Below are 20,599 nucleotides of genomic sequence, written 5' to 3'. Positions count from 1 at the left end.
CGGCAGAGAAGTAGTCCATCCTGGATTCGAACCAGGGTCGAAGCCCCCAGAAGGCTTCAGGATTGGCCGCTACCCCAATGGACTCTACTGCACTCGTCGGGTCGGCCACCGACGACGTACCAATCAGTAGTTGGTGTCCGTATTAGAGTGTTACGAACTCAGTCGCACATCGGTCGGCGAGTGCGCTCCGTGTCCACCACCCGCCTCGACCGGAACGAGCGCGTCGGTGCGCCGGGGAGCTACCAGTATACACTGCGGAGCCGACGCGTCCCGTCGTTGGATCGCACGGTACGTCCGGCGATGGTGCTCGAGCGAGTACAATCCCGAAATAAAAATGCCCTTATAAATACAGAGTGGTATTGTTTATGACGCCCATTAAAGCACAATATGACATGCGATTCTCGATTCGAGACCGACGGCAGCCGAAATCGAATCGGAAACGTATACCGCCGTGTTGCGGTGCATCGTGCCCGTCAAAGCCCGGTATGTCCAATCGTTTCACATCGGAACGGGAAATCAGCGATCAGTCGTCCCGACGAACGCGGAGCGTCGACAGAACCGAGTTTCATCGAGTAACACGTACAGAATCGTCTCGACAGGAGCGATAGTAGCCGCTCGAAGAGCGCTCCGTGAAGACAGATGCGTACCTACAATATCGTACTAGTTTCACAATATTATATGCTCGAAATAGTATCAGATACCGTATCTATAACGGCCGTGACGGCATCACCCCTCGGAACCACACCCCGATAGTCCCGAGCGCATCCCGCGAGCCGAGACGGGGTCGATCGTCGGTCAACGCGAGCCGAACTCGATGACGGTCTTGATCCGATCCGGTGATCGGGAAAACGCATCGTCGACGGCGGCCGGTTCGAAGACGTCCGTAACGAGTGCATCACCGAACCAGTCGGGGAGCGCAGAGAGCGTTTCACAGGCGGTCTCGAAGTGCGTGACGTGGGAGTTGACGCTGCCGACGAGTGCTTTGTTGCCCTGCACGAGCGAGCGATGGAGCCGTCCCCCCTCCACGTCGAACGCATCGTCTCCGGGGAGTCCGAGCAACACCCCGACGCCGTTTTGCTCGAGCGCGTCGATCGTGTCGAAGGCGTGTTTCGCGTAGCCGGTCGCTTCGTAGACGAGGTCCATCGGCTCGTAGGCGGTTGGGACGTCGGTCACAGGGGTCTCACGCGAGTCGACGTAGGTCGCGCCCAGCCGTTCGATGAGGTCGATCGTCGGATCGGGCCGGTCACGGCGACCGAGACAGTACGTCCGATCGAACTCCGACTGGAGTCTGGCGAGCGTTAGCAGGCCCAGCGGCCCGTTTCCGAGCACGAGCGCTGCGTCACGCTGCCAGTCGAACGCCGACCGCGAAGCGGAGGCGTGCTCGAGCGCTTTTTCGGTATTGCTCATCGGTTCGATGAGGATGCCGGTCGCTTCGAACGCGGCCGGAACGGGGACGAGAAACGCCTCCGGACTCGTGAAGTAGTCGGCCATGTAGCCGTGCGCACCGTCGATCCCGCGTTCGAGACACTGGTCGGGCGGGGCCATGTCGGGCTCTCCCCGCCGGAAGAACTCGTTTGCGGTGTTCGGCGGGCGGCGAACCGTCGGAACCACGAGCTGTCCCTCCTCGAGGTCGGTGTCGTTCGACGCCTCGACGACACCGACGGCTTCGTGGCCGAGGACTTGGTGATCGCTGTCGGCGGGGAAGCCGCCGTGATTCCCGTCGATTACCTCGAAATCGGTTCCGTCGATTCCCACTCGGAGCGTTCGAACCAACGCTTCGCCGGGGCCGGGTTCGGGGCGGGGTTTCTCTATGAGACGCGGCTGTGAGTCGCCCCGTTCGACGGCGATCGCTCTCATGGGTCGACCCGTGCGATCACGTCGATTTCGACGCCGATCTCGATCGGCAGTCGCGATACTTCGATGGCGCTCCGGGCGGGGTAGGGCTCGGTCACGTACTGTTCGTACACAGCGTTGATCTCCTCGTAGTCGTCCATATCGGTGACGAACACCGTCGACTTGACGATGTCCGCGAGCGAACTGCTGCCGGCCTCGAGAACGGTTTCGATGTTCTCCATGGTGGCGTGGGTCTGCTCGGTGATGTCGTCGCCGACGATCGCTCCCGACTCGGGATCGACCGGCCCCTGTCCGGAGACGTACACCCGATCGCCGTCGCGGACTGCCTGTGAGAACGGTCCGATACTTGCAGGTGCCTCTTCGGTTTCGATTTCGTTCATCTTTCGATTACCCAGTATTTGACAGTACACATATATGTTTCGGTGGCGAGTGGGGTCATTCCTGTGACGTCGTCAGGTGTGAACTGACGCGATCGATGACGTGGTCCAGTTCGGACTCCTCGAGACACATGGGATTGATCGTGACGACGTCTTCGTCCAGGCGGTCCGCCCCGACGAAGACGCGAGGCGATTCCGCTCGAAGCGTCCGAACGAGTTCCGTCGCGGAACACGCCGCGACAGCGGTATCGACGTGAACCGCGACCGCTGGGGCGACCGAGACGTCGCCACCGCCATCGAGGGTCGGATCGACCCCGTGAACGGACTCGAGCGCGGAAACGATTCGCTCCGCATCACGCCGCCATCGATCGTGAGCGGCGTCGTGGTCGTCCTCGAGGAACGACTCGAGGGCGACGAGGAGACCGACGAGTTCCTCCTTCCCGACTTTCAGCGGCCGTCCGATCCCTTGTCGCGGGACGCCGTCGAACCGATCGATGTCGACGAGTGCTGCGGGTGGTTGCCAGACCTCGCCGGCGGCGTGCATATCGAGATGCTGGAGGGCGATCGATTCGACGAGATCGCGGCGGCCGGCGACGATCCCGGTCGTTTGCGGACCGCGGATCGCCTTCCCACCGCTGAAAACGACGAGGTCCGCACCGTCCTCGATGAACCGGGAGAGGTTCTCCGTCGGCGGGAGTTCCGCGGCCGCGTCGACGATAACCGGGACGTCGTATGCCGACGCGATGTCGGTAACCGTCGACAGGGCGGGCTCGGTGTACGGTTTCTGGACGTAGCCGATCGCCGCCGTCTGCTCGGTGATCGCACGTTCGATCTCCCACGGCTCGACCGCGGTCGAGCCGGTTCCGAGGACTCGATCGTTCGTCCCGACGTCGACGATGGTTGCCCCAGCCCCACGGAACGCGTGATCGTAGCCGGTTCTGTGCGTCCGTGGCATGATGATCTCGTCGGGAATGCCGTCGGTGTCCGGGAGCTGGTCCATCGCGGCGGGATCGTCGCCAGCCAGTGTCGCGGCCGCAGCGAGAAGCAGACCGGCGTCGGCACCACACGTCACGTAACCGGCCTGCGATCCCGTCACGGCAGCGATGCGCTCGCTCGCTTTCGCCTGTAAATCGGAGAGTCTAACGAACTCGGTGGCTGCCCGTCCCATCGCTTCGACGGCCTCCGGTCGGATACGGCTGCCGCCGATCCGGGTTTTCGTTCCGGAGGCGTTGATGACACTCGGGACGCCTAGCTCGTCGTACACGGTCTTCTCACTCATCTATCGTGCTCGACACGTTCACTCACAGGATATAAATAAGTTCGGTTGACGGTTTGTTTCGTCCGTTTCTCACTCGGAAACGGCTATATATGATGTATCCTATGAATGACGTATGGAGAGCGATACCGCGATCGGTGCCACCGTTCGGTCGATGACGATCCTCGAAATCGTCGCCGATTCACCGGAACCGATCGGTGTGACGGCGATCGCCGAGCAAACGGGGCTATCAAAGGGGACCGTTTCCAAGCATCTATCGACGCTGCACGAACTCGGGTACGTCGATCGATCCAACGGTCACTATCTGCCGTCCGTTCGGTTTCTCGACTACGGTATCCGGGCCGGGTCCTTGTCCGAGCTCCACCGCGCAGCGGCGGCTCCGATCGACGAACTCGCCGAGATGACGAACGAAGTGGCCGGGATAGCTATCGAGCACGACGGGCGAGTCGTCGACGTGTATCTCTCCACGGCACACGCCGACCCGGACTTTCCGGCGTACAATACGCGACTGTTCCACTGCAGCGCCGCGGGAAAGGCGATCCTCGCCGAGCAGTCCGAGGACGAACTCGACACGCTTCTCGAGACCCCCAGGACGGAACGAACCGAGTACACGATCACGGCCGAATCCGAACTCCGGGCCGAGCTGGATCGGATCCGCGACCGCGGGGTCGCGTTCGATCGACAGGAACAGTTTCCGCGTGTGAACAGCGTCGCCGACGGAATCTCGACCGAGTCGGTGACGGGTGCGATCTTCGTCTCGGGGTGGGCTGACGAACTCTCCGGGAAGCGGTTCGAGGAAAACGTCCCGGGAATCCTGTTCAGCGCGAGTAACATGCTACTCTCGGAGCTCTCCGCTACGCCCGGATCCCGTCGGTAGCGGCCGTAGAGCCCGTCTTTCACTCTGGCTCGAGGGAGGGGAAATTATTTTATTTCCCCCATCCGTCAGTCGATCCGTCCATGAAGCTATTAGCCATCGTTGCGCATCCGGACGACGCCGACATCTTCTGTGGCGGGACGCTCGCGAAACACGCCGATCGGGGCGACACGGTCACGATCGCCCATCTGACCCGCGGCGAGTATGGTGGAATCGAGACGACGACCAGCGAGATCGCGTCCGTCCGCGAGGCGGAGGCACGGCAGTCCGGTGAGATACTCGGCGCGGACGCGGTCGAGTTTCTCGGATTCGAAGACGGACGCATCGAGTACTCCCTCGAGAACCGGCTCTCGATCGTCGAGACGATCCGGACGTTTTCGCCGGACGTCGTCCTCACCCACTATCGAGACGATATGCACCCCGACCATCGGGTCACGTCGCGACTCGTTACCGACGCCTACTACATGGCGTCGTTGCCCCTCGTCGAGACGCCGTCCGATCCCTGCGATCCGGAGAACGTCTACTACTTCGGGAAGCCGACCGCCGAGTTCGATCCGTCGGTCTACGTCGACATCAGTGGCTACGAGGACGTCAAGGCGGACGCGATCAGACAACACGAGTCGCAGGTCGAGTTCCTCCAGTCACACGGCGGCATCGACGCGGAGTTCGACAACCTCGTAGACGGAATCGCCGCGGAAAACACCGTTCTCGGGAAGCAAACCGGCGTCGACAGCGCGGAGGGATTCGTCCCGTTCCACGAGACCGCTCGAGCCTATCTCGAGTGAGCGACGAGCCGATCGACCGACACTCGAACTCGTTTTGCCGTCAGAACGGTCGACAGCAGTGCCTCGAGATCCAGCGGCGACCGTGTTCGCTACCGACGAGCGTGTCCGGGTCGAGTGGCGCACGTCCCGCGTCACGCTCCGTGCTCTCTGCCGGGACGTGGCACGCTGCCGTCTCGTTTCTTCCTCCGAAACGTATCCGGACCCAATCCGCCTCTCCCCGTGAGTATTCCACCATATTACAGACATAGGATTGTAACGGCAGTCGCAGCTATTCGAAACGCGGACCCGATCGACGAGCCAGGAGCGACTCGAGTACGGTCGTGGGCCCGCATGATTACAGTCATAAGACTGTAATAGTGATTCGATCTATTCGAAAGCAGGGTCGGAGACCGCCGATCGGACGGAGGGTCGTTTCCGAGAGCGAAACAAAAGGGGGCGATCGGCTCACCACTCCGCGATACTCCCGTCCTCCTGGCGCCACACCTGATTGTGCCAGTTGAGGTTCCGCTGGGACCGCTCCCGAACGGCCTCCTCGTCGATCCCGATCCCAAGCCCGGGTTCGTCGAGGAGGTCGAGATAGCCGTCGATGAACTCGAAGACGGAGGCATCGTCGAGATAGTTGTCGGCTGCGCTCTTCGGGGCGGGATAGATGTCGAACCCGTGATCTTGGAACAACAGGTTCGGAACGGTCGCACTCACTTGCAACGAGGCCGCCAGCGCGATCGGGCCGAGCGGACAGTTCGGAGCTACTGCCACGTCGTGTGCTTCTGCCATGTTCGCGATTCGTACCATTTCGGAGATTCCGCCCGCATGGGAGACGTCGGGTTGTACGACATCGACGCCACCGCGTTCGAACAGCGGCTTGAAGTCCCAGCGCGAGTAGAGCCGCTCGCCCGTCGCCAGCGGAACGGTGGTCTGCGACGCGAGCGTGGGCAAATATTCGAGGTTTTCGGGAAGAACCGGCTCCTCGATAAACGCGATATCGAACGGCTCGAGTTTCGGTGCGATCCGTTTTGCGAGTGACTTCGAGATCCGTCCTCGAAAGTCGACGACGACATCGATACTCGGACCGACGGTCTCGCGTACGTGTTCGACGCGGGACACGACCTCGTCCACCACGGCCGGCGGCTCGAGGTGTCGCATCTGGTTGGCCGCGTCCATCTTCAACGCGGTGTAGCCGACGTCGCACAACTGCTCCGCTTCGGTACCGACCTCGTCGGTACGATCGCCGCCGATCCACTGGTAGACGCGGATCTTGTCCCGCGTCTTTCCGCCGAGGAGTTCGTACACCGGTGCACCGAACGCGCGGCCCTTGAGATCCCACAGCGCCTGATCGATTCCCGCGATGGCGCTCATCAACACCGGGCCGCCACGATAGAAACACCCCCGATACATCGCTTGCCAGTGCTCTTCGATCCGGTGTGGGTCCTTCCCGAGGAGATAACTGTCCATGACTTCGTCGACGGCAGTCCGGACGGTCTCGGCTCGCCCTTCGACGATCGGTTCGCCCCACCCGATCAGCCCATCCGACGTCTCGAGTTTCAGGAAGAGCCATCGGGGCGGCACTTGGAACAGTTCGTAGTCGACGATTTTCATACAGGCCGTTCGTGACAGTCTCCTATAAACGTTCGATCTCTCGCACCGACCGTCTCGGGACCGGACTGCGTGATGGCCGTTGTCCTCGGCACCGTACTGATGAAAAACTATATATATGATCTGCCGAAATAGTCGTCCGGGCCGAATGATATGACAGACCATACCCGACGCAAGCTACTGCAGTATGCTGGCACAACGACGGCGATCGGTTTCGCCGGATGCCTGAACGGATTCACCGGTTCGAACGGTTCCGGAGATGCGATCCGAGCGCGCTACATCGGGCAGGAGTCACAGGCCGACTGGCTCGAGGAGCAGTCAGACGCCTTCGCGGAGGAGACCGGTATCGAAGTCGAACACGAGTTTCTGACGTGGGCGGACGTACCGGACTCACAGGTGACCAATATTCAGTCCGGCACCGGGCCGGACGTCGACCACATCGCGTCGACGTTCCTCCCCCAACAGGCGAGCGCCGACGGCTGGGTCGACCTGTCGGAGCTGGATGCACCGCTGCCCGAGCTGGACGGCTTTTTCGACCAAGTAACCGACATCATGGAGTACCAGGGAGCCGTCCACGGCATCCCGTGGTTCTGGGGGCCACGCGGCTATCTCGAGTACGATCCGCTCATCGAGCAAGCGGGGATCGACGGCCAACCCGACGACTGGGACGACCTCGTCGAGCAGGGACAGGCGTTCCGAGCGGAGTTCCCCGACAGACACCTCTACGCGATGATGGGCGTGAGTTGGGAGTTACCGCGCGCGTTCATCACGTTCCTCTGGCAAAACGGCGGGCAAGTGGCCGACGAGGAGACGAACGAGATCCTGTTCGATTCGACGGAAGGCGTCGAGGCGCTAAACTTCTGGAAGGACCTCATCGTCGAAGACGACGTCATGCCGACACAGATCGCCGAGTGGGGTGTCGACGAGTTCGACGGGGCGCTGATCAACGAGGACGTCGGGGCAATCATGCAAGACCTGAGTCCCGTCGATCAGTTCGTCGAACAAGGGATGGCAGACCGGAGCGATTTCACGATCGGCCAACTTCCGGCCGGGCCGACCGGCGACCGGTCGACGTTCTTCGGCATGGAGGGGCTCGGCATTCGGCCGTGGTCGGACAAGCAGGAGGAAGCCGCCGAGTGGATCTCGTGGCTCGCCCAGCCGGAGACGAACGCGGCGTTCGCCGATCGGATCGGTCTGCTACCGACCGTCGAGGCGGCGTTCGACCACTCCGAATTCGACGACGAACTCAGCCAGACGCTCCACGACGACGTGCTCCCCCATGCGCGGCACTATCCGATGATTCCGGGGCTGAGCGAAGTCGAGGGCGAACTCGCCGGAACGATCGGCCAGTGGCTCGAGGAAGTCGTCACGGGCGAGTGGGAAGACGGACGGTCCGCGGAACTCCTCGACGAGGCCGCCGGTGTCGCACAGCAACTCGTCGATCAGGCACAAGAGGGTTGATTACGGATAGTTCTCCGAAAGAACTAACATAGATCTCGAAAGCTACATATCATGGCACGCGCTTCCTTGCGGTTACGCGAGCGAGTGACCAGCGGAGATCTCGGGCGGTATCTCCCGTTGTACAGTCGACTCGACGAGAAGTACCGATACGCGTACAAGCTCCTGTTTCCCGCACTGGCGATGATGTTCGTCGTGCACTTCGTCCCCGTCGTGTGGGGGGTGACGATCAGTTTCATGGGAGTGGACGCGAACTACATCGGCGACTGGACGAGTGCGCCGTTCGTCGGTCTCGAACACTACGCCTTCGTGATGGACCCGGCGACGACCATCGGGAGCCGATACTGGTACTCGATATCGCGGACCGCCCTCTGGTCGCTCGGCGTCCTCGTCGGGACCTACGTGTTGGGGCTGACGGCAGCGTTGATCCTCAATCAGGGGTTCAGAGGGTCGTTCGTCGTTCGAACGCTGTTGTTGCTTCCGTGGATCGCACCGGCGATCGTGACGTTGAACGTCTGGCGCATGATGTTCCTCTCCGACTCCGGCATCATCAACCACGCGCTCATGTCCGTCGGGATCATCGACGAGCCGGTGTTCTGGTTGCTCGGCGATCGGGCGTTGTGGTCGATGACTATCGCACACGTCTGGATCCAGTTCCCCTGGGTGATGATCATGCTCTATGCCGGCCTCCAGTCGATCCCCCAACAGCTCTACGAAGCCGCGTCCATCGACGGGGCCGGCCGCTGGGGCAAGTTCCGATACGTCACGCTGCCACAACTCAAACCCGTCTCCGGGGTGGTGATACTCCTCATGTTGTTGTGGACGATGATCAACTTCACGACGCCGTACGTGATGTTCGGCGGGAGTCCGCCCTCGTCGGTCGAGGTGACGATGGTGTACATCTATAACTTCTCGTTCAGAGCCTTCGCGTTCGGTCGCGGAGCCGCGATGAGCGTCGGACTGTTCGTCGTCTCGATGGTGATCGCGACGATCTACTACCGCCGCTTCATCCGGAGCGATTTGGAGGCGGATACCCAATGATTCCCGACGAATGGACGCCGTCCGAGGAGACCAAGGACCGACTGTTCGGGCTCGCATCCAAGGGAGTCCTGCTGACGATCACGATCTGGGCCCTGTTCCCCATTTACTGGATGGTGTTCAACAGCTTCCGGACTCGATTCGAGATCGTCGGCGGCGATCCGAGCTTCACCGAGACGTCGTTCCACTACCAGAACTACATCGACATGTGGTCTCGCGTCGATCTGTTGGGGTACTTCCTGAACAGTCTCGTCATCGCGAGCACGACGACGGCTATCGCGCTCTTCATCGCCTGTCTCGGCGGGTACGCGTTCTCCCGGTACCGATTCCCGGGCCGACAGTACGTCGGTGCATCGCTCATCGGGACCCAGTTGATCCCCGGGATCCTGATCCTGTTGCCGATGTTCATGCTGTTCCGAGCGATTCACGACACCGTCGGGATCCAGCTCATCCACACCTATCAGGGAATCATCTTCGTCTACACCACGTTCGCCGTTCCGTTCGCGATCTGGATGCTCCGTGGGTTTTTCGACACGATCCCCCCATCGCTCGAGGAAGCCGCTCGCGTCGACGGCTGTACCCGGTTCCAAGCCCTGTTCCGAGTGGTCTTGCCGCTTGCAGCGCCGGGAATCGCCGCGACGGGGATGTTCGTGTTCCTGGTCGCGTTCAACGAGGTGCTGTTCGCGTCGGTCATGGCCCGAGGCGACGTGACCCCGCTTTCGATCGGCATCCAGCAGTTCATGCAACGAGACCAGAACCACTGGGGCGAGATGATGGCCGCGTCGACGGTCGCGACGCTCCCGATCCTCCTCATCTTCGTGGTGTTCCAGAAGCCGATCGTCAAGGGACTGACCGAGGGCGGCGTGAAACAGTAGCCACCCTCCCGAGAGGATCGGCGAGTACGGCCCCCCTCGTTCGATCCCGATAGTATGACGCGGCTGTGCTGCCCTCCAGCGCCGACCCCGTTCAGTCCGCAAACCCGGGAACGGTGACCGGCAACTGACCGGTCGGCGTCGTCTCGCCGACGAGCACCTCCCCGAGAACGGCGCGTGTCGCCGGCGTGTAATCGTACGTCACCACTGCAGTCGAGATGTCGGGAACCGTCGACAGATCGTAGGGGTTCCGAACGAGTACCGCCGCGAACCGCGACGTGCGGTCGTCGAGCGCGCTGACCGCTGTTGCCTGTGATTCGTCGGCCGTCGCGTCGTCGACGGCGGCGATCACCTGTGCGTCGTCGTCGAACGACGGTCCCTCGAGCGGGTCGTCGAACTCGTGACACGTGACGTCGAATCCGACGGTGGCGAGCGACTCGGCGATCAGCGATGGCTCGAACTCGTCGTCTTCCGCCGGAGACCCTCGGCCGCCCGACGACCCGACCACTCGGAGCGGCCGATCGGTCGTGAACGGGAGCGTGTCGTCCCGGTCGCGAGCGAGCGTGATCCCGCGAGCGGCGATCGCACGCGCGGTCTCGGCGGAACGGTCGGCCGCGTCCGCCCAGCACGGGGCTGACGGGGACCGCGAGTCGCTCACGCGGCGGCGTTTGTAGCGGAGGATTCGGTCGACGGCTGTGTCGATCGTCGCCTCGTCGAGTCGGCCCGATTCGACTGCATCGATCACCGCGTCGATCGCGTCCGCCTGTGTTTCGGGTGTGTGACAGACGAGCAGCAGGTCACAGCCCGCCTCGAGCGCTCGCACGCAGCCCTCCGGCGTTCCGACCGTCTCCGCGATGGCGCGCATCTCCATCCCGTCGGTCACGAGGAGGCCGTCGAAGCCGAGTTCGTCGCGGAGCACTCGGCGTTGGACCGCGGCCGACACGGTCGCCGGGGTCGACGGCGTTTCCGTGATCGCCGGGAACGAGACGTGCGTCGTCATGATCGCGTCGAGACCGGCGTCGATCGCTCGCCGAAACGGCGCGAACTCGACGGCCGCGAGTCGCTCGCGGTCGTGATCGACGACGGGCAGTTCGTGATGGGAGTCGGCACTCGTATCGCCGTGTCCCGGAAAGTGTTTGCCACAGGCGATGACGCCTCGCGACTGCATCCCCAGTGCCAGTTCGACCCCGAGTTCGCCCACTCGCTCGGGGTCCTCGCCGAACGAGCGGACGCCGATCACCGGGTTCCGCGGGTTGTTGTTGACGTCGAGGACGGGTGCCAAGTTGAAATTGATCCCGAGTGCGGCCAGTTCGCCGGCGACGGCTTCACCGGCGGTGCGTGCGAGCGTGGGATCGCCGCTCGCACCGATGCACATCTGACTGGGCAGCTCCGTCCCCCAGCCGAGACGGGAGACGACTCCGCCTTCCTGATCGGCCATCACGAACGGCGGGACGCCCGGCCCCTCCTCGAGGACGAGCCGCCGTAGTCGGTCGGTAAGCGTTGCGACCTGTGTCGGGGTCTCGACGTTCCGGCTGAAGTAGACGACGTTGCCACACTGTCGCTCGGTGATCAGCGTTCGGAGGTCGGCAGTGAGCGCCGTCCCATCGAAGCCGACGACGAACAGCTGGCCGACTTTCGTCGCGAGATCCATCTCACTCGCGTCTGTTGGCACCATAGCGCGGTAGTTGTCTTCGCTCGCATGTAATTCTATTGTGCCGACCATCGCTGCCGTTCGCGGGGAACACAACGTGTCAGTTTCAGACAGCTATATATACCTTGGCAATAGCATTCGTAACGAATGGGCCGGATTGACATAGAGAGCCTGACCAAAGAGTATCGTACGCCGAACGGACCGCTCCGCGCCGTCGACTCGCTCGACCTCGAGATCGAAGACGGGGAGTTCATCGTTTTCGTGGGACCGTCCGGCTGTGGCAAATCGACGACGCTTCGCTGTATCGCCGGCCTCGAGACCGTTACGAGCGGCTCGATCCGATTCGGAGAGACCGAAATAACGGAGGACAAGCCCAAAGACCGGGATATCGCGATGGTGTTCCAGAACTACGCGCTCTATCCCCACATGACCGCCAGGGAGAACATCGCGTTCGGGCTGAAGATGTCGACGGAGCTGTCGGCCACCGAAATCGACGACCAGGTCGAGATGGCCGCTGAAATGATGGGTATCGACGATCTCCTCGACGACAAACCCGGCGAACTCTCCGGTGGGCAACAACAGCGGGTCGCGCTCGGCCGTGCGATCGTCCGCGATCCGGCGGTCTTCCTGATGGACGAACCGCTCTCGAACCTCGACGCGAAACTGCGCGCACAGATGCGGACGGAGCTCCAACAACTCCAACACGAGTTGGGGGTGACGACGGTGTACGTCACCCACGATCAGACGGAGGCGATGACGATGGGTGACCGGATCGTCATCCTCGACGACGGCCAGCTACAGCAGGTCGGAACACCCCTCGAGTGCTATCACCGACCGGCGAATCGGTTCGTCGCGGGATTCATCGGCTCGCCTCCGATGAATTTCCTCGAGGTCGACGCCGACTCCGAGGAGGGGGCGCTCGTGCATCCGGCGTTTACGCTCCCACTGTCCGACTCGCTCGCGGCGGAGATCGATACCGAAGCCCTGACCCTCGGTATCAGACCGGAGCACGTGTCACTGACGACGACGCCCGAGACACACGCGGAGCCCGACCGGTTGATCGAGACGGAAGTCACGGTTACCGAACCGATGGGCGACGTAACGAACGTCTATCTGGACGTCGGCGGGGAGTCGATGACGGTGACTGCTGACGGTCGCATCGGCGTCGATGCCGGTGAAACGGTGTTTATCCACGTTCCGACGGCGAAGATGCATCTGTTCGACGCCGACTCCGGCGAGTCGCTCAAACACAGCGACGAGTCGGTCGAGCCGGCGACCTCCCAGACGGCGTCCGGTCGTGCCGAAACGGTGTAATTCGAACGACCGTCAAAGCGCGGTCACGGGGCGTTTCCCGTCCGTTCCGTCGTGAAAGGACACAGGTACACAAGTAACATGGGAGAACGAATACGAAGCGGGTGAGAACGTCGTGGAACGGGCGGTGACTACTGCGTAACCGCTCTCGTATCCCGATGCAGTCCAACCGAGACGCCCAGGAAAGTCCAGTTAGCCAGGACTGGGCTCGAGCGAGAGCCACCACTGGCCATCGCTGCACGAACGAAAGCGGTGCGATCGAGGATGGACCCGCTTCGGGGACGACGCCAGTTCTTCGGTCTCGGGAGGATAAACATTAAATTCGCTAAAAGTATACTAATTTGAAATTTTGAGATATAAAACTGTACTATGGATAGCAATAGAATTATATACTACGTTGTAGCAATACTAGCCGGCCGAGTCGCGGAAGAACACACGGCCAGATACGAGACGACAATCACACGGAGACGATATCTATGAAACGATCACGGCGACGCGTACTACGGAACGCAACGACGCTCTCTGCACTGCTAGCAGGGATTGGGACGGGCACAGCCACAGCCAAAGAGTATCCCACGTGGGATCCGGAGACCGTCTACACCGACGGCGATCGGGTCGTCTACGACGGCTTCGTCTGGGAAGCCCAGTGGTGGACCCGCGGCGACGAGCCCGGATCGGACGAGTGGGGACCGTGGGACGAAGTCAAGGAACACGACGACGGTAACGACGGGGGCGACGACGGACCGACCGCACGGTTCTCGGTCAGCACGCAGTTCCCCGATCCCGGCGCCGACGTCACGTTCGACGCCGGTGATTCGGAGGGAGAGATCGAGTCCTACGAGTGGGCCTTTGGCGACGGTACGACCGCGTCAGGCGAAACCGTCACCCGTGCGTTCGAAACAGGACAGTACGACGTGACACTGACAGTCGAGACCGCCGACGGCGAGACCGACACACACTCGATCACGATTACCGCCGGCCGGCCGTCCTCACACGAGAACCGGGTTATCGCGTACTACCGGCAGTGGGCCCAGTACGACCGGGACTACGTCCCGGGCGACATCCCCTTCGACAAGGTCACACACGTCCAGTACGCGTTCGCCCGGCCCGAGGCGGACGGCTCCATCAACCTCGTGGGCGGTAGCTACGGGCAACAGATGTTCTATGCCGAGAAGGACTGGCAAGGGCCGGACCGCGGCAAGACGTTCGCGGAATACGCCGCCGAACGGGAGGACACCAAGTTCGTCCTCTCGATCGGTGGCTGGGGTGACTCGGAGAACTTCTCCGACGCTGCGCTCACCCAGGAGAACCGAGAGCGCTTCGCCAGCGATTGCGTCGATCTCGTCGAGAAAGCGAACCTCGACGGAATCGACATCGATTGGGAGTTCCCCGGCGGCGGCGGCTGTACCGCGGACGATCCCGTCTGTGACGTCGACAACGCCGTCCGCGAGGGCGACCAGGAACGCTTTACGCTCCTGTGTCGGGAAGTCCGCGAGCAACTCGACGCGGCCGCGGAAACCGATCCCGACCGCGACGAGCCCTACGAACTCTCCGCCGCCGTCAGCCCCAACCCCGAAATCGTCGAGGGGAAGACCGCGGGCAACGATGGACTCGAGCACGACGAACTCTCGGACATCCTCGATTTCGCTCAGGTGATGACCTTCGATTATCGGGGCATCTGGAGCGAGACGACCGGCCATCACGCGCCGCTGAAGGAGAACCCCGACGACCCGTACGCGGACTCCGACATCTGGAACGCTCAGTTCGCCCTCGAGTACTGGGCCGAGCAGGGCTGGGACTCCGACCAGCTCAACATGGCGGTGCCGTTCTACGGGCGAAGCTGGACCGATGTCCAGCCGCCCGAGGGTGACTTCGGAACCGGGACGGACGACGGTCTCTTCCAAACGTACGAGGGCGACGGTCGAGACGCCAGCGGCGAGGGATCGTACCCGAGCTGGGACCCGTCGATGGGGACCAGCTACGCGGGCGTCTGGGAGTGGTTCGACCTCGGCTCCGACGGCCGGAGCGGGAGCAACCCGGTCGATCTCGATAGCGGAGCCTGGGAGACGTATTTCGACGAGGACGCGGTCACCGCATGGAGCTGGAACCCCGAGGAACGGACGATGATCTCCCACGAGACGACGGAGTCGATGGAAGCAAAGATGGACTGGCTCAGGGACTCACCCTACGGCGGGACGATGCTGTGGGCCATCAGCGGTGACACCTACGAGGGCGATCTCATCACGACGCTCTGGACGACGCTCAACGGCTAACCTGCGGTCGTGGGGCCAACACCCGGCGACGATCGGAAGCCGCTCGAGCAGCATCGACGATCGAACGACACCAGCAACCACAACCGATGAAACGATCACGACGGAACGTACTGAGCACAGCATCGAAAATATCCGCCCTGCTGGCCGGCCTCGGAGCGAGTTCGGTGGCGACGGCCCAGGAGTATCCGGAATGGGATCCGGACACCGCCTACACGGACGGTGACCGCGTCGTCCACGACGACTCCGTCTGGGAAGCCCAGTGGTGGACCCGCGGCGACGAGCCGGGCGAAGGCGGCGAATGGGGGCCGTGGGACGAGATCGAATCGTCCGAACCCGACCCGCCGGCCCTGTCCGCACGCATCGCTGCGAGCGCGTCCCAAATCGAGATCGGCGAGGCCGTCGAGTTCGACGGGAGCGAGTCGACGGGTGCGATCGACTCCTACGCGTGGGCGTTCGGCGACGGGACCGAAGCCACCGGCGAGGTCGTCACGCACACGTACGACGAGACGGGCGACTACACCGTCGAACTGACCGTCACCGACGCCGACGGCGAAACCGACACCACCCGTCTGGACGTCACCGTCCGAGACGAAATCGAGGGGCCGGACGACGAGTTCAAAGTCGTCGGCTACTACCCCGGCTGGAAGGCAAACGCCGAGCAGGACTACTACCCGAGCGACGTTCCCTTCGACAAGGTGACCGACGTGCTGTACGCGTTCATCGCGGTCGACGAGAACGGGAACGTCTTCCCGCCGGAAAACGACGAGACGGAGTTCGACATCCCGCGCCAGACACACGAGGAAAACCTCGAGCAGTTCGCCGACCTGGCGGACGAGGCCGACTGTCGGTTCCACCTCTCGATCGGGGGCTGGACGCTCTCGGATAATTTCCACATCGTTGCGGCCGATCCGGACCTGCGGACGACCGTCGCCGAGAACTGCGTCGAGTTGATGCGGCAGTACAACTTCGACGGGATCGACATCGACTGGGAGCATCCCGGCCCACAGCAGGGGCAGTGCCAGTGTGGCAACGACGACGACTACGAGAACCACGTCCTGTTACTCGAGGAACTGCGCGACCACCTCGATCAGGCGGGCGAGGAGGACGGCCAGCACTACTACCTGTCGGTCGCCAACGGCGGTTCCGACTGGAACGCCGGCGGGCTTCGCCACGATCGGATCGGCGAGATCTGTGACTCGGTGTACGTCATGGCCTACGACTTCACCGGCGAGTGGATGACCACGATCGGACTGAACGCGCCGCTGTACGGTCCCGACACGCATCCGACGAACGACCGCGACGTCTACCCCGACGGCGAACAGTACTGGGCGGAGTACTCCGTCGACGAGTTGTGGGCCGGCGATCACGGCGAGGAGGGCTACTGGCCCAATCAGTGGCAGTATCCGCCCGCTGACCCCGCCGAGTACGGCGAACTCGTGCTCGGGATGCCGTTCTACGGCCGCGGCTTTACCGTCGGCGAGTGGCAGTCGCCCGAACTCGGCTCGCGGTACTCGGGACTCCCCGAGGGAACCTGGCACCACCTCCTCGAGGACGGTGCGGACCCGACCGGCTCGTTCGACTTCGGCGACATCGAGGAGAACCTGCGGGACGAACCCGGGTGGGAGGTCGACCGTCACGACATGGGGGAAGTCCCATACCTCGTCAACGACGACGAGGGGGTCTTCATCAGTTACGACGACGAGCAGGCCATCGAGGCGAAAGTCGAGTTCGCCAAGGAGCGCGGCATGGGTGGCGTGATGTTCTGGGAACTCTCCCAGGACTGGAACGGGACGCTCCTGGAGACGATCCTCGAGACGATCTAACCGACGACAATGAAACGATCACGACGAAACGTACTGCGTACTGCATCGACACTGTCCGCCATCGTCGCGGGCGTCGGGGTCGGCACCGCTGCGGCCGCACAGGAGTACCCCGAGTGGGAGCCCGACGCGGTGTACACGAGCGGCGACCGCGTCGTCCACGACGGGGCCGTCTGGGAAGCCCAGTGGTGGACCCGCGGCAACGAACCGGGCGAGGGCGGCGAATGGGGGCCCTGGGACGAGATCGAAGCGTCCGATCCCGGCCCGACCGCATCGATCGCCGTCAGCGACGCCACCCCCGATCCGGGGACGGACGTTCGGTTCGACGGCACCGACTCGGACGGCGAGATCGTCGCCTACGCCTGGGCCCTCGGCGACGGAACGACCGCCGAGGGCGGCGTCGTGACACACGCCTACGACGACGACGGCGAGTACGAGGTGACGCTGACCGTCGAGACCGACGACGGCGACTCGGATTCGACCGCGACGACGATCCACGTCGGCGGCCGGGACGGGATCACCGTCGACGGCGCGTTCGCGCCCTACCAGGGCACCTGGGGCGATCTCGTCGACGGGACACTCTCGGCCGACACCGATCGCGTCGTCGTCTCGTTCCTCGGCGATGCGACCGCCGACGGCGACATCAATTCCGGGTGGCTGACCGGCTGTAATCAGGGCTCGTGCGATCAACAGCCCCTCTCGACGTACGAATCCGAGATTCAGACGCTGCAGGACGAGGGAATCGAGGTGTGGCTCTCGATCGGCGGCTGGGAAGGCCGAACCGTCGCCCGCGATGCGGACTCCGCCACGGAGCTGAAAGACGCCTACGCGGAGATCCTCGACACGTTCGGCGTCACGCACATCGACATCGACGACGAGAACGCCCATCGGCGCGATCAACCCATCTACGAACTGCGCAACGAGGCCCTCGCGCTGTTACAGGACGAGCGCCCCCAGGTCACGGTAGGCTACACCGTTCCGGCGGACGAGAACGGGATCGCGAACTCGAGCCACGCGCAGGCCAGAACGTGGGTCCGCGACGCGGCCGAGAAAGGCGTCGACCTCGCGTACGTCAACATCATGACGATGGTGATGAGCCCGACGACGTACGACAAGATCGTGTCAGCGTGTGAGGGCACCGTCGCGTTCCTCGACGAGACGTATCCCGACAAGTCGACGGCGGAGTGCTGGGCGATGCTCGGGAACACTCCGGACGTCAGCGAGGAGTCGATCACGCCCGATGTCGCCCGAGATATCGTCGATTTCGCGGCGGACCGCGGAATGGGACTGGTGTCCTACTGGGCGCTGCACAACGACCCCGACGGAACGTTCTCGGAGATCTACAGCGACTTCGAGGGTGGATCGACCGATCATCCCGCCTGAACCGATTCACACACTGATCGCACAGCAGCCGGCGGTCGGGTGTGCAGTGACAGGCAGTGGCTCCCGTCGCCCTGCTCGAGTCGCGACCGGAGAGGCCATCGTGGCCGTCAGTGTCGCCGGTCGAGCAGCCGATAGAACGGAGCGCCGTCCTCGAGCGGTTGCCGTTCGTTGACCCGGGCCGACGTCCGAGATTTGCCCCCTTGTATAAACTAATATTAATACCTTGGACATTAGTAAATTATAAATATAGTAGATAGATGTATAGTATTGTAGAATGAGAAATAACAACGACCGAGACCGTCCCGGGAGACGGGACGTCCTTCGGAGTCTCGGAGCGATCGGCAGTATCACAGCGCTCGGCGGTCTGACGGCCGCACAGCCCGGACGCGATCCGGGTCCGAAACCGAACGAATTGCTGGTCAGTACGGCCCCGACGACGAGCACGGTATCCGTACAGCGCACCGTAGAGAACCAACTCCCCTCGGACGCAAGCGTCGTCCACCGAAACGAGACGCTCGGCTACTTCGCGGTCGAGGTTCCCGACGAGGCGAGCGCACAGGCGGATTCGAACGTCGCCCGGAGCCTCGAGCGAACCGACGGCGTGGAGTTCGTCGAGGAGAACGGGACCTACTATGCGTTCGACGAGGTGGAGACGGAACAGCGACAACCGGACGACCCCCAGTTCTCCCAGCAGTACGCCCCACAGCAAGTGAACGCACCGGAGGCATGGGAAACGACGGTCGGATCGGAGAACGTGACGGTCGCCGTCATCGACACGGGCACCGATTACGACCATCCCGATCTTCGGGACCAGTTCGGTTCGAATCCGGGAACCGACCCCGCAGGCGACACCGACGATCCGGCCGCACGAGGGGCGAAACACGGGACCCACGTCTCCGGCATCGCGTCTGCGACCACGGACAACGGCGACGGAGTCGCCGGGATCTCGAACTCGCACCTCTATGCGGTGCGGGTCCTCGGTGGGGGTGGCGGCGGTTCCTGGAGCGACATCGCCGACGGTATCCAGTGGGCTGTGGACAACGGTGCAGACGTCATCAACCTGAGCCTCGGCGCGCCACGGCAAAGCGGTGTGGTCGAAAGCGCGATCAATTACGCGTACGACAACGGGACGCTGCCGATCGCCGCAGCGGGGAACGACGGCCCGTGTACCGATTGTGTCTCCTATCCGGCGGCGTACCCGAACTGCGTCGCGGTGTCGGCACTCGACCCTTCGGAGAACCTCGCGCGCTTCAGCAACACCGGCCCGGAGATCGACGTCGCTGCGCCGGGCGTCGACGTCCTTTCGACCGTCCCAAACGGCGGCTACGAGAGCCTGTCGGGAACGTCGATGGCATCGCCCGCAACGGCGGGCGTCGCCGCACTCGGGCTGGCAGCCAATCCCGAATGGGGGCCAAGCGACCTGCGTTCCGCACTCGAGGAATCGGCCGTCGACATCGGACTTCCCGCCAGCGAACAGGGTGCTGGCCGGGTCGACGCCGCCAACCTCGTCGGCGAGGGCGGCGACCCACCGACGGAAGTAACGGCCGTTGCGGACGCGTCGCCGACGATCGTCGAACTGGGAGAGACCGTCACGTTCGACGGGGGAGACTCGTCCGGACCGATCGACGCCTACGAGTGGGAGTTCGGTGACGGTGCCTCGGCGACCGGCCAGACGGTGACTCACAGCTACGACGACGAAGGCGAGTACACCGCGACGGTGACGGTGACTGGCGGCGGCGGGAGCGACAGCGACTCGGTTACCGTCACCGCCGACGGCACCGGTGGGCAACCGGGCGACTGCGGCGACTATCCGGCGTACGACAACGCGACGGTCTACGAAACCGGGGACCGTGTCGCCTACGACGGTGCCGTCTGGGAGGCTACGATAAGTGTGATGACGGTTCCGCCGAGTCACGAGAGTTGGCGGTGGTCACACGTCACGGACTGCTGATCCGCTCGCGGTCGGTGCACGGACTAGAGTATCGATATGTTTTCTAATATTTATACTAAGTATTATATAACCCTGTACTAAAT

15 protein-coding genes and 1 tRNA gene are annotated in these 20,599 nt (G+C 63.1%); 10 read left to right on the top strand and 6 right to left on the bottom strand.

The window, feature by feature from the left end; all coding sequences use genetic code 11:
* Positions 1-11 precede the first annotated feature (11 nt).
* The 4 genes from CP557_RS16610 to CP557_RS16595 form a co-directional block, all read right to left on the bottom strand.
* Positions 12-84, bottom strand: a tRNA-Gln gene (locus CP557_RS16610).
* Positions 85-795: 711 nt separating this feature from the next.
* On the bottom strand, positions 796-1,857 hold the full coding sequence (locus tag CP557_RS16605) for a glucose 1-dehydrogenase (protein WP_097380930.1): 1,062 nt from the start codon (positions 1,855-1,857) through the stop codon (positions 796-798).
* Positions 1,854-2,234, bottom strand: coding sequence for a Rid family detoxifying hydrolase (locus CP557_RS16600; RefSeq protein ID WP_097380929.1), 381 nt, complete (start codon positions 2,232-2,234; stop codon positions 1,854-1,856). The genes CP557_RS16605 and CP557_RS16600 overlap by 4 nt, the downstream gene beginning before the upstream one ends.
* A 55-nt stretch (positions 2,235-2,289) precedes the next feature.
* Positions 2,290-3,510 carry an aminotransferase class V-fold PLP-dependent enzyme gene (locus CP557_RS16595; protein WP_097380928.1) on the bottom strand — a complete coding sequence of 407 codons (1,221 nt, stop codon included), beginning with the start codon at positions 3,508-3,510 and terminating at the stop codon, positions 2,290-2,292.
* A gap of 112 nt (positions 3,511-3,622) precedes the next feature.
* Here CP557_RS16595 and CP557_RS16590 point away from each other — a divergent pair, with 112 nt between their 5' ends.
* Both CP557_RS16590 and CP557_RS16585 read left to right on the top strand, forming a co-directional pair.
* Positions 3,623-4,384 carry an IclR family transcriptional regulator gene (locus tag CP557_RS16590; RefSeq protein WP_097380927.1) on the top strand — a complete coding sequence of 254 codons (762 nt, stop codon included), beginning with the start codon at positions 3,623-3,625 and terminating at the stop codon, positions 4,382-4,384.
* Between the two features lie 80 nt (positions 4,385-4,464).
* Positions 4,465-5,166 (top strand): PIG-L deacetylase family protein, encoded by a 702-nt coding sequence (locus tag CP557_RS16585; RefSeq protein WP_097380926.1) that lies wholly within the window; start codon positions 4,465-4,467, stop codon positions 5,164-5,166.
* Between the two features lie 444 nt (positions 5,167-5,610).
* Here CP557_RS16585 and dgoD read toward each other — a convergent pair whose 3' ends face one another.
* Complete coding sequence (gene dgoD / locus CP557_RS16580) at positions 5,611-6,762, bottom strand: galactonate dehydratase (protein WP_097380925.1); 1,152 nt, start codon at positions 6,760-6,762, stop codon at positions 5,611-5,613.
* A 150-nt stretch (positions 6,763-6,912) separates the two neighbouring features.
* On the opposite strand from dgoD, the gene CP557_RS16575 reads away from it, so the two are divergent.
* Genes CP557_RS16575 through CP557_RS16565 form a run of 3 tightly spaced genes read left to right on the top strand, consistent with a single transcriptional unit; the run spans position 6,913 to position 10,130 of the window.
* Positions 6,913-8,220, top strand: a complete 1,308-nt coding sequence (locus tag CP557_RS16575) for an extracellular solute-binding protein (RefSeq protein WP_097380924.1) — start codon at positions 6,913-6,915, stop codon at positions 8,218-8,220.
* 51 nt (positions 8,221-8,271) lie between these two features.
* Positions 8,272-9,258 (top strand): carbohydrate ABC transporter permease, encoded by a 987-nt coding sequence (locus CP557_RS16570; protein WP_097380923.1) that lies wholly within the window; start codon positions 8,272-8,274, stop codon positions 9,256-9,258.
* On the top strand, positions 9,255-10,130 hold the full coding sequence (locus CP557_RS16565) for a carbohydrate ABC transporter permease (protein ID WP_097380922.1): 876 nt from the start codon (positions 9,255-9,257) through the stop codon (positions 10,128-10,130). Before CP557_RS16570 ends, CP557_RS16565 begins: the two co-directional genes overlap by 4 nt.
* A gap of 91 nt (positions 10,131-10,221) precedes the next feature.
* Here the strand turns inward: CP557_RS16565 and nagZ are convergent, their stop codons facing one another.
* On the bottom strand, positions 10,222-11,802 hold the full coding sequence (nagZ, locus tag CP557_RS16560) for a beta-N-acetylhexosaminidase (protein WP_097380921.1): 1,581 nt from the start codon (positions 11,800-11,802) through the stop codon (positions 10,222-10,224).
* Between the two features lie 123 nt (positions 11,803-11,925).
* Here nagZ and CP557_RS16555 point away from each other — a divergent pair, with 123 nt between their 5' ends.
* From CP557_RS16555 to CP557_RS16535, 5 genes are all read left to right on the top strand, one after another.
* Positions 11,926-13,092 (top strand): ABC transporter ATP-binding protein, encoded by a 1,167-nt coding sequence (locus tag CP557_RS16555; RefSeq protein WP_097380920.1) that lies wholly within the window; start codon positions 11,926-11,928, stop codon positions 13,090-13,092.
* Positions 13,093-13,565: 473 nt separating this feature from the next.
* On the top strand, positions 13,566-15,362 hold the full coding sequence (locus CP557_RS16550) for a glycosyl hydrolase family 18 protein (RefSeq protein ID WP_097380919.1): 1,797 nt from the start codon (positions 13,566-13,568) through the stop codon (positions 15,360-15,362).
* An 86-nt stretch (positions 15,363-15,448) separates the two neighbouring features.
* Positions 15,449-17,185, top strand: a complete 1,737-nt coding sequence (locus tag CP557_RS16545; RefSeq protein ID WP_097380918.1) for a glycosyl hydrolase family 18 protein — start codon at positions 15,449-15,451, stop codon at positions 17,183-17,185.
* Positions 17,186-17,194: 9 nt separating this feature from the next.
* Positions 17,195-18,565: a PKD domain-containing protein gene (locus tag CP557_RS16540; RefSeq protein WP_097380917.1), complete on the top strand. Its 1,371-nt coding sequence runs from the start codon at positions 17,195-17,197 to the stop codon at positions 18,563-18,565.
* Between the two features lie 274 nt (positions 18,566-18,839).
* Positions 18,840-20,516 carry a S8 family serine peptidase gene (locus CP557_RS16535; protein WP_097380916.1) on the top strand — a complete coding sequence of 559 codons (1,677 nt, stop codon included), beginning with the start codon at positions 18,840-18,842 and terminating at the stop codon, positions 20,514-20,516.
* The last annotated feature ends 83 nt before the right edge of the window (positions 20,517-20,599 follow it).

Origin of the sequence: Natrinema ejinorense, from assembly GCF_002494345.1 — an archaeon.
GTDB lineage: Archaea > Halobacteriota > Halobacteria > Halobacteriales > Natrialbaceae > Natrinema > Natrinema longum.
The sequence above is the reverse complement of the archived record's forward strand: the minus strand, read 5'-3'. Positions and strand labels throughout refer to the sequence as shown.

Coding starts and splice junctions, on each gene's coding strand:
- CP557_RS16605 (WP_097380930.1), bottom strand. CDS start 1,857: ATGAGAGCGATCGCCGTCGAACGGGGCGACTCACAGCCGCGTCTCATA.
- CP557_RS16600 (WP_097380929.1), bottom strand. CDS start 2,234: ATGAACGAAATCGAAACCGAAGAGGCACCTGCAAGTATCGGACCGTTC.
- CP557_RS16595 (WP_097380928.1), bottom strand. CDS start 3,510: ATGAGTGAGAAGACCGTGTACGACGAGCTAGGCGTCCCGAGTGTCATC.
- CP557_RS16590 (WP_097380927.1), top strand. CDS start 3,623: ATGGAGAGCGATACCGCGATCGGTGCCACCGTTCGGTCGATGACGATC.
- CP557_RS16585 (WP_097380926.1), top strand. CDS start 4,465: ATGAAGCTATTAGCCATCGTTGCGCATCCGGACGACGCCGACATCTTC.
- dgoD (WP_097380925.1), bottom strand. CDS start 6,762: ATGAAAATCGTCGACTACGAACTGTTCCAAGTGCCGCCCCGATGGCTC.
- CP557_RS16575 (WP_097380924.1), top strand. CDS start 6,913: ATGACAGACCATACCCGACGCAAGCTACTGCAGTATGCTGGCACAACG.
- CP557_RS16570 (WP_097380923.1), top strand. CDS start 8,272: ATGGCACGCGCTTCCTTGCGGTTACGCGAGCGAGTGACCAGCGGAGAT.
- CP557_RS16565 (WP_097380922.1), top strand. CDS start 9,255: ATGATTCCCGACGAATGGACGCCGTCCGAGGAGACCAAGGACCGACTG.
- nagZ (WP_097380921.1), bottom strand. CDS start 11,802: ATGGTGCCAACAGACGCGAGTGAGATGGATCTCGCGACGAAAGTCGGC.
- CP557_RS16555 (WP_097380920.1), top strand. CDS start 11,926: ATGGGCCGGATTGACATAGAGAGCCTGACCAAAGAGTATCGTACGCCG.
- CP557_RS16550 (WP_097380919.1), top strand. CDS start 13,566: ATGAAACGATCACGGCGACGCGTACTACGGAACGCAACGACGCTCTCT.
- CP557_RS16545 (WP_097380918.1), top strand. CDS start 15,449: ATGAAACGATCACGACGGAACGTACTGAGCACAGCATCGAAAATATCC.
- CP557_RS16540 (WP_097380917.1), top strand. CDS start 17,195: ATGAAACGATCACGACGAAACGTACTGCGTACTGCATCGACACTGTCC.
- CP557_RS16535 (WP_097380916.1), top strand. CDS start 18,840: ATGAGAAATAACAACGACCGAGACCGTCCCGGGAGACGGGACGTCCTT.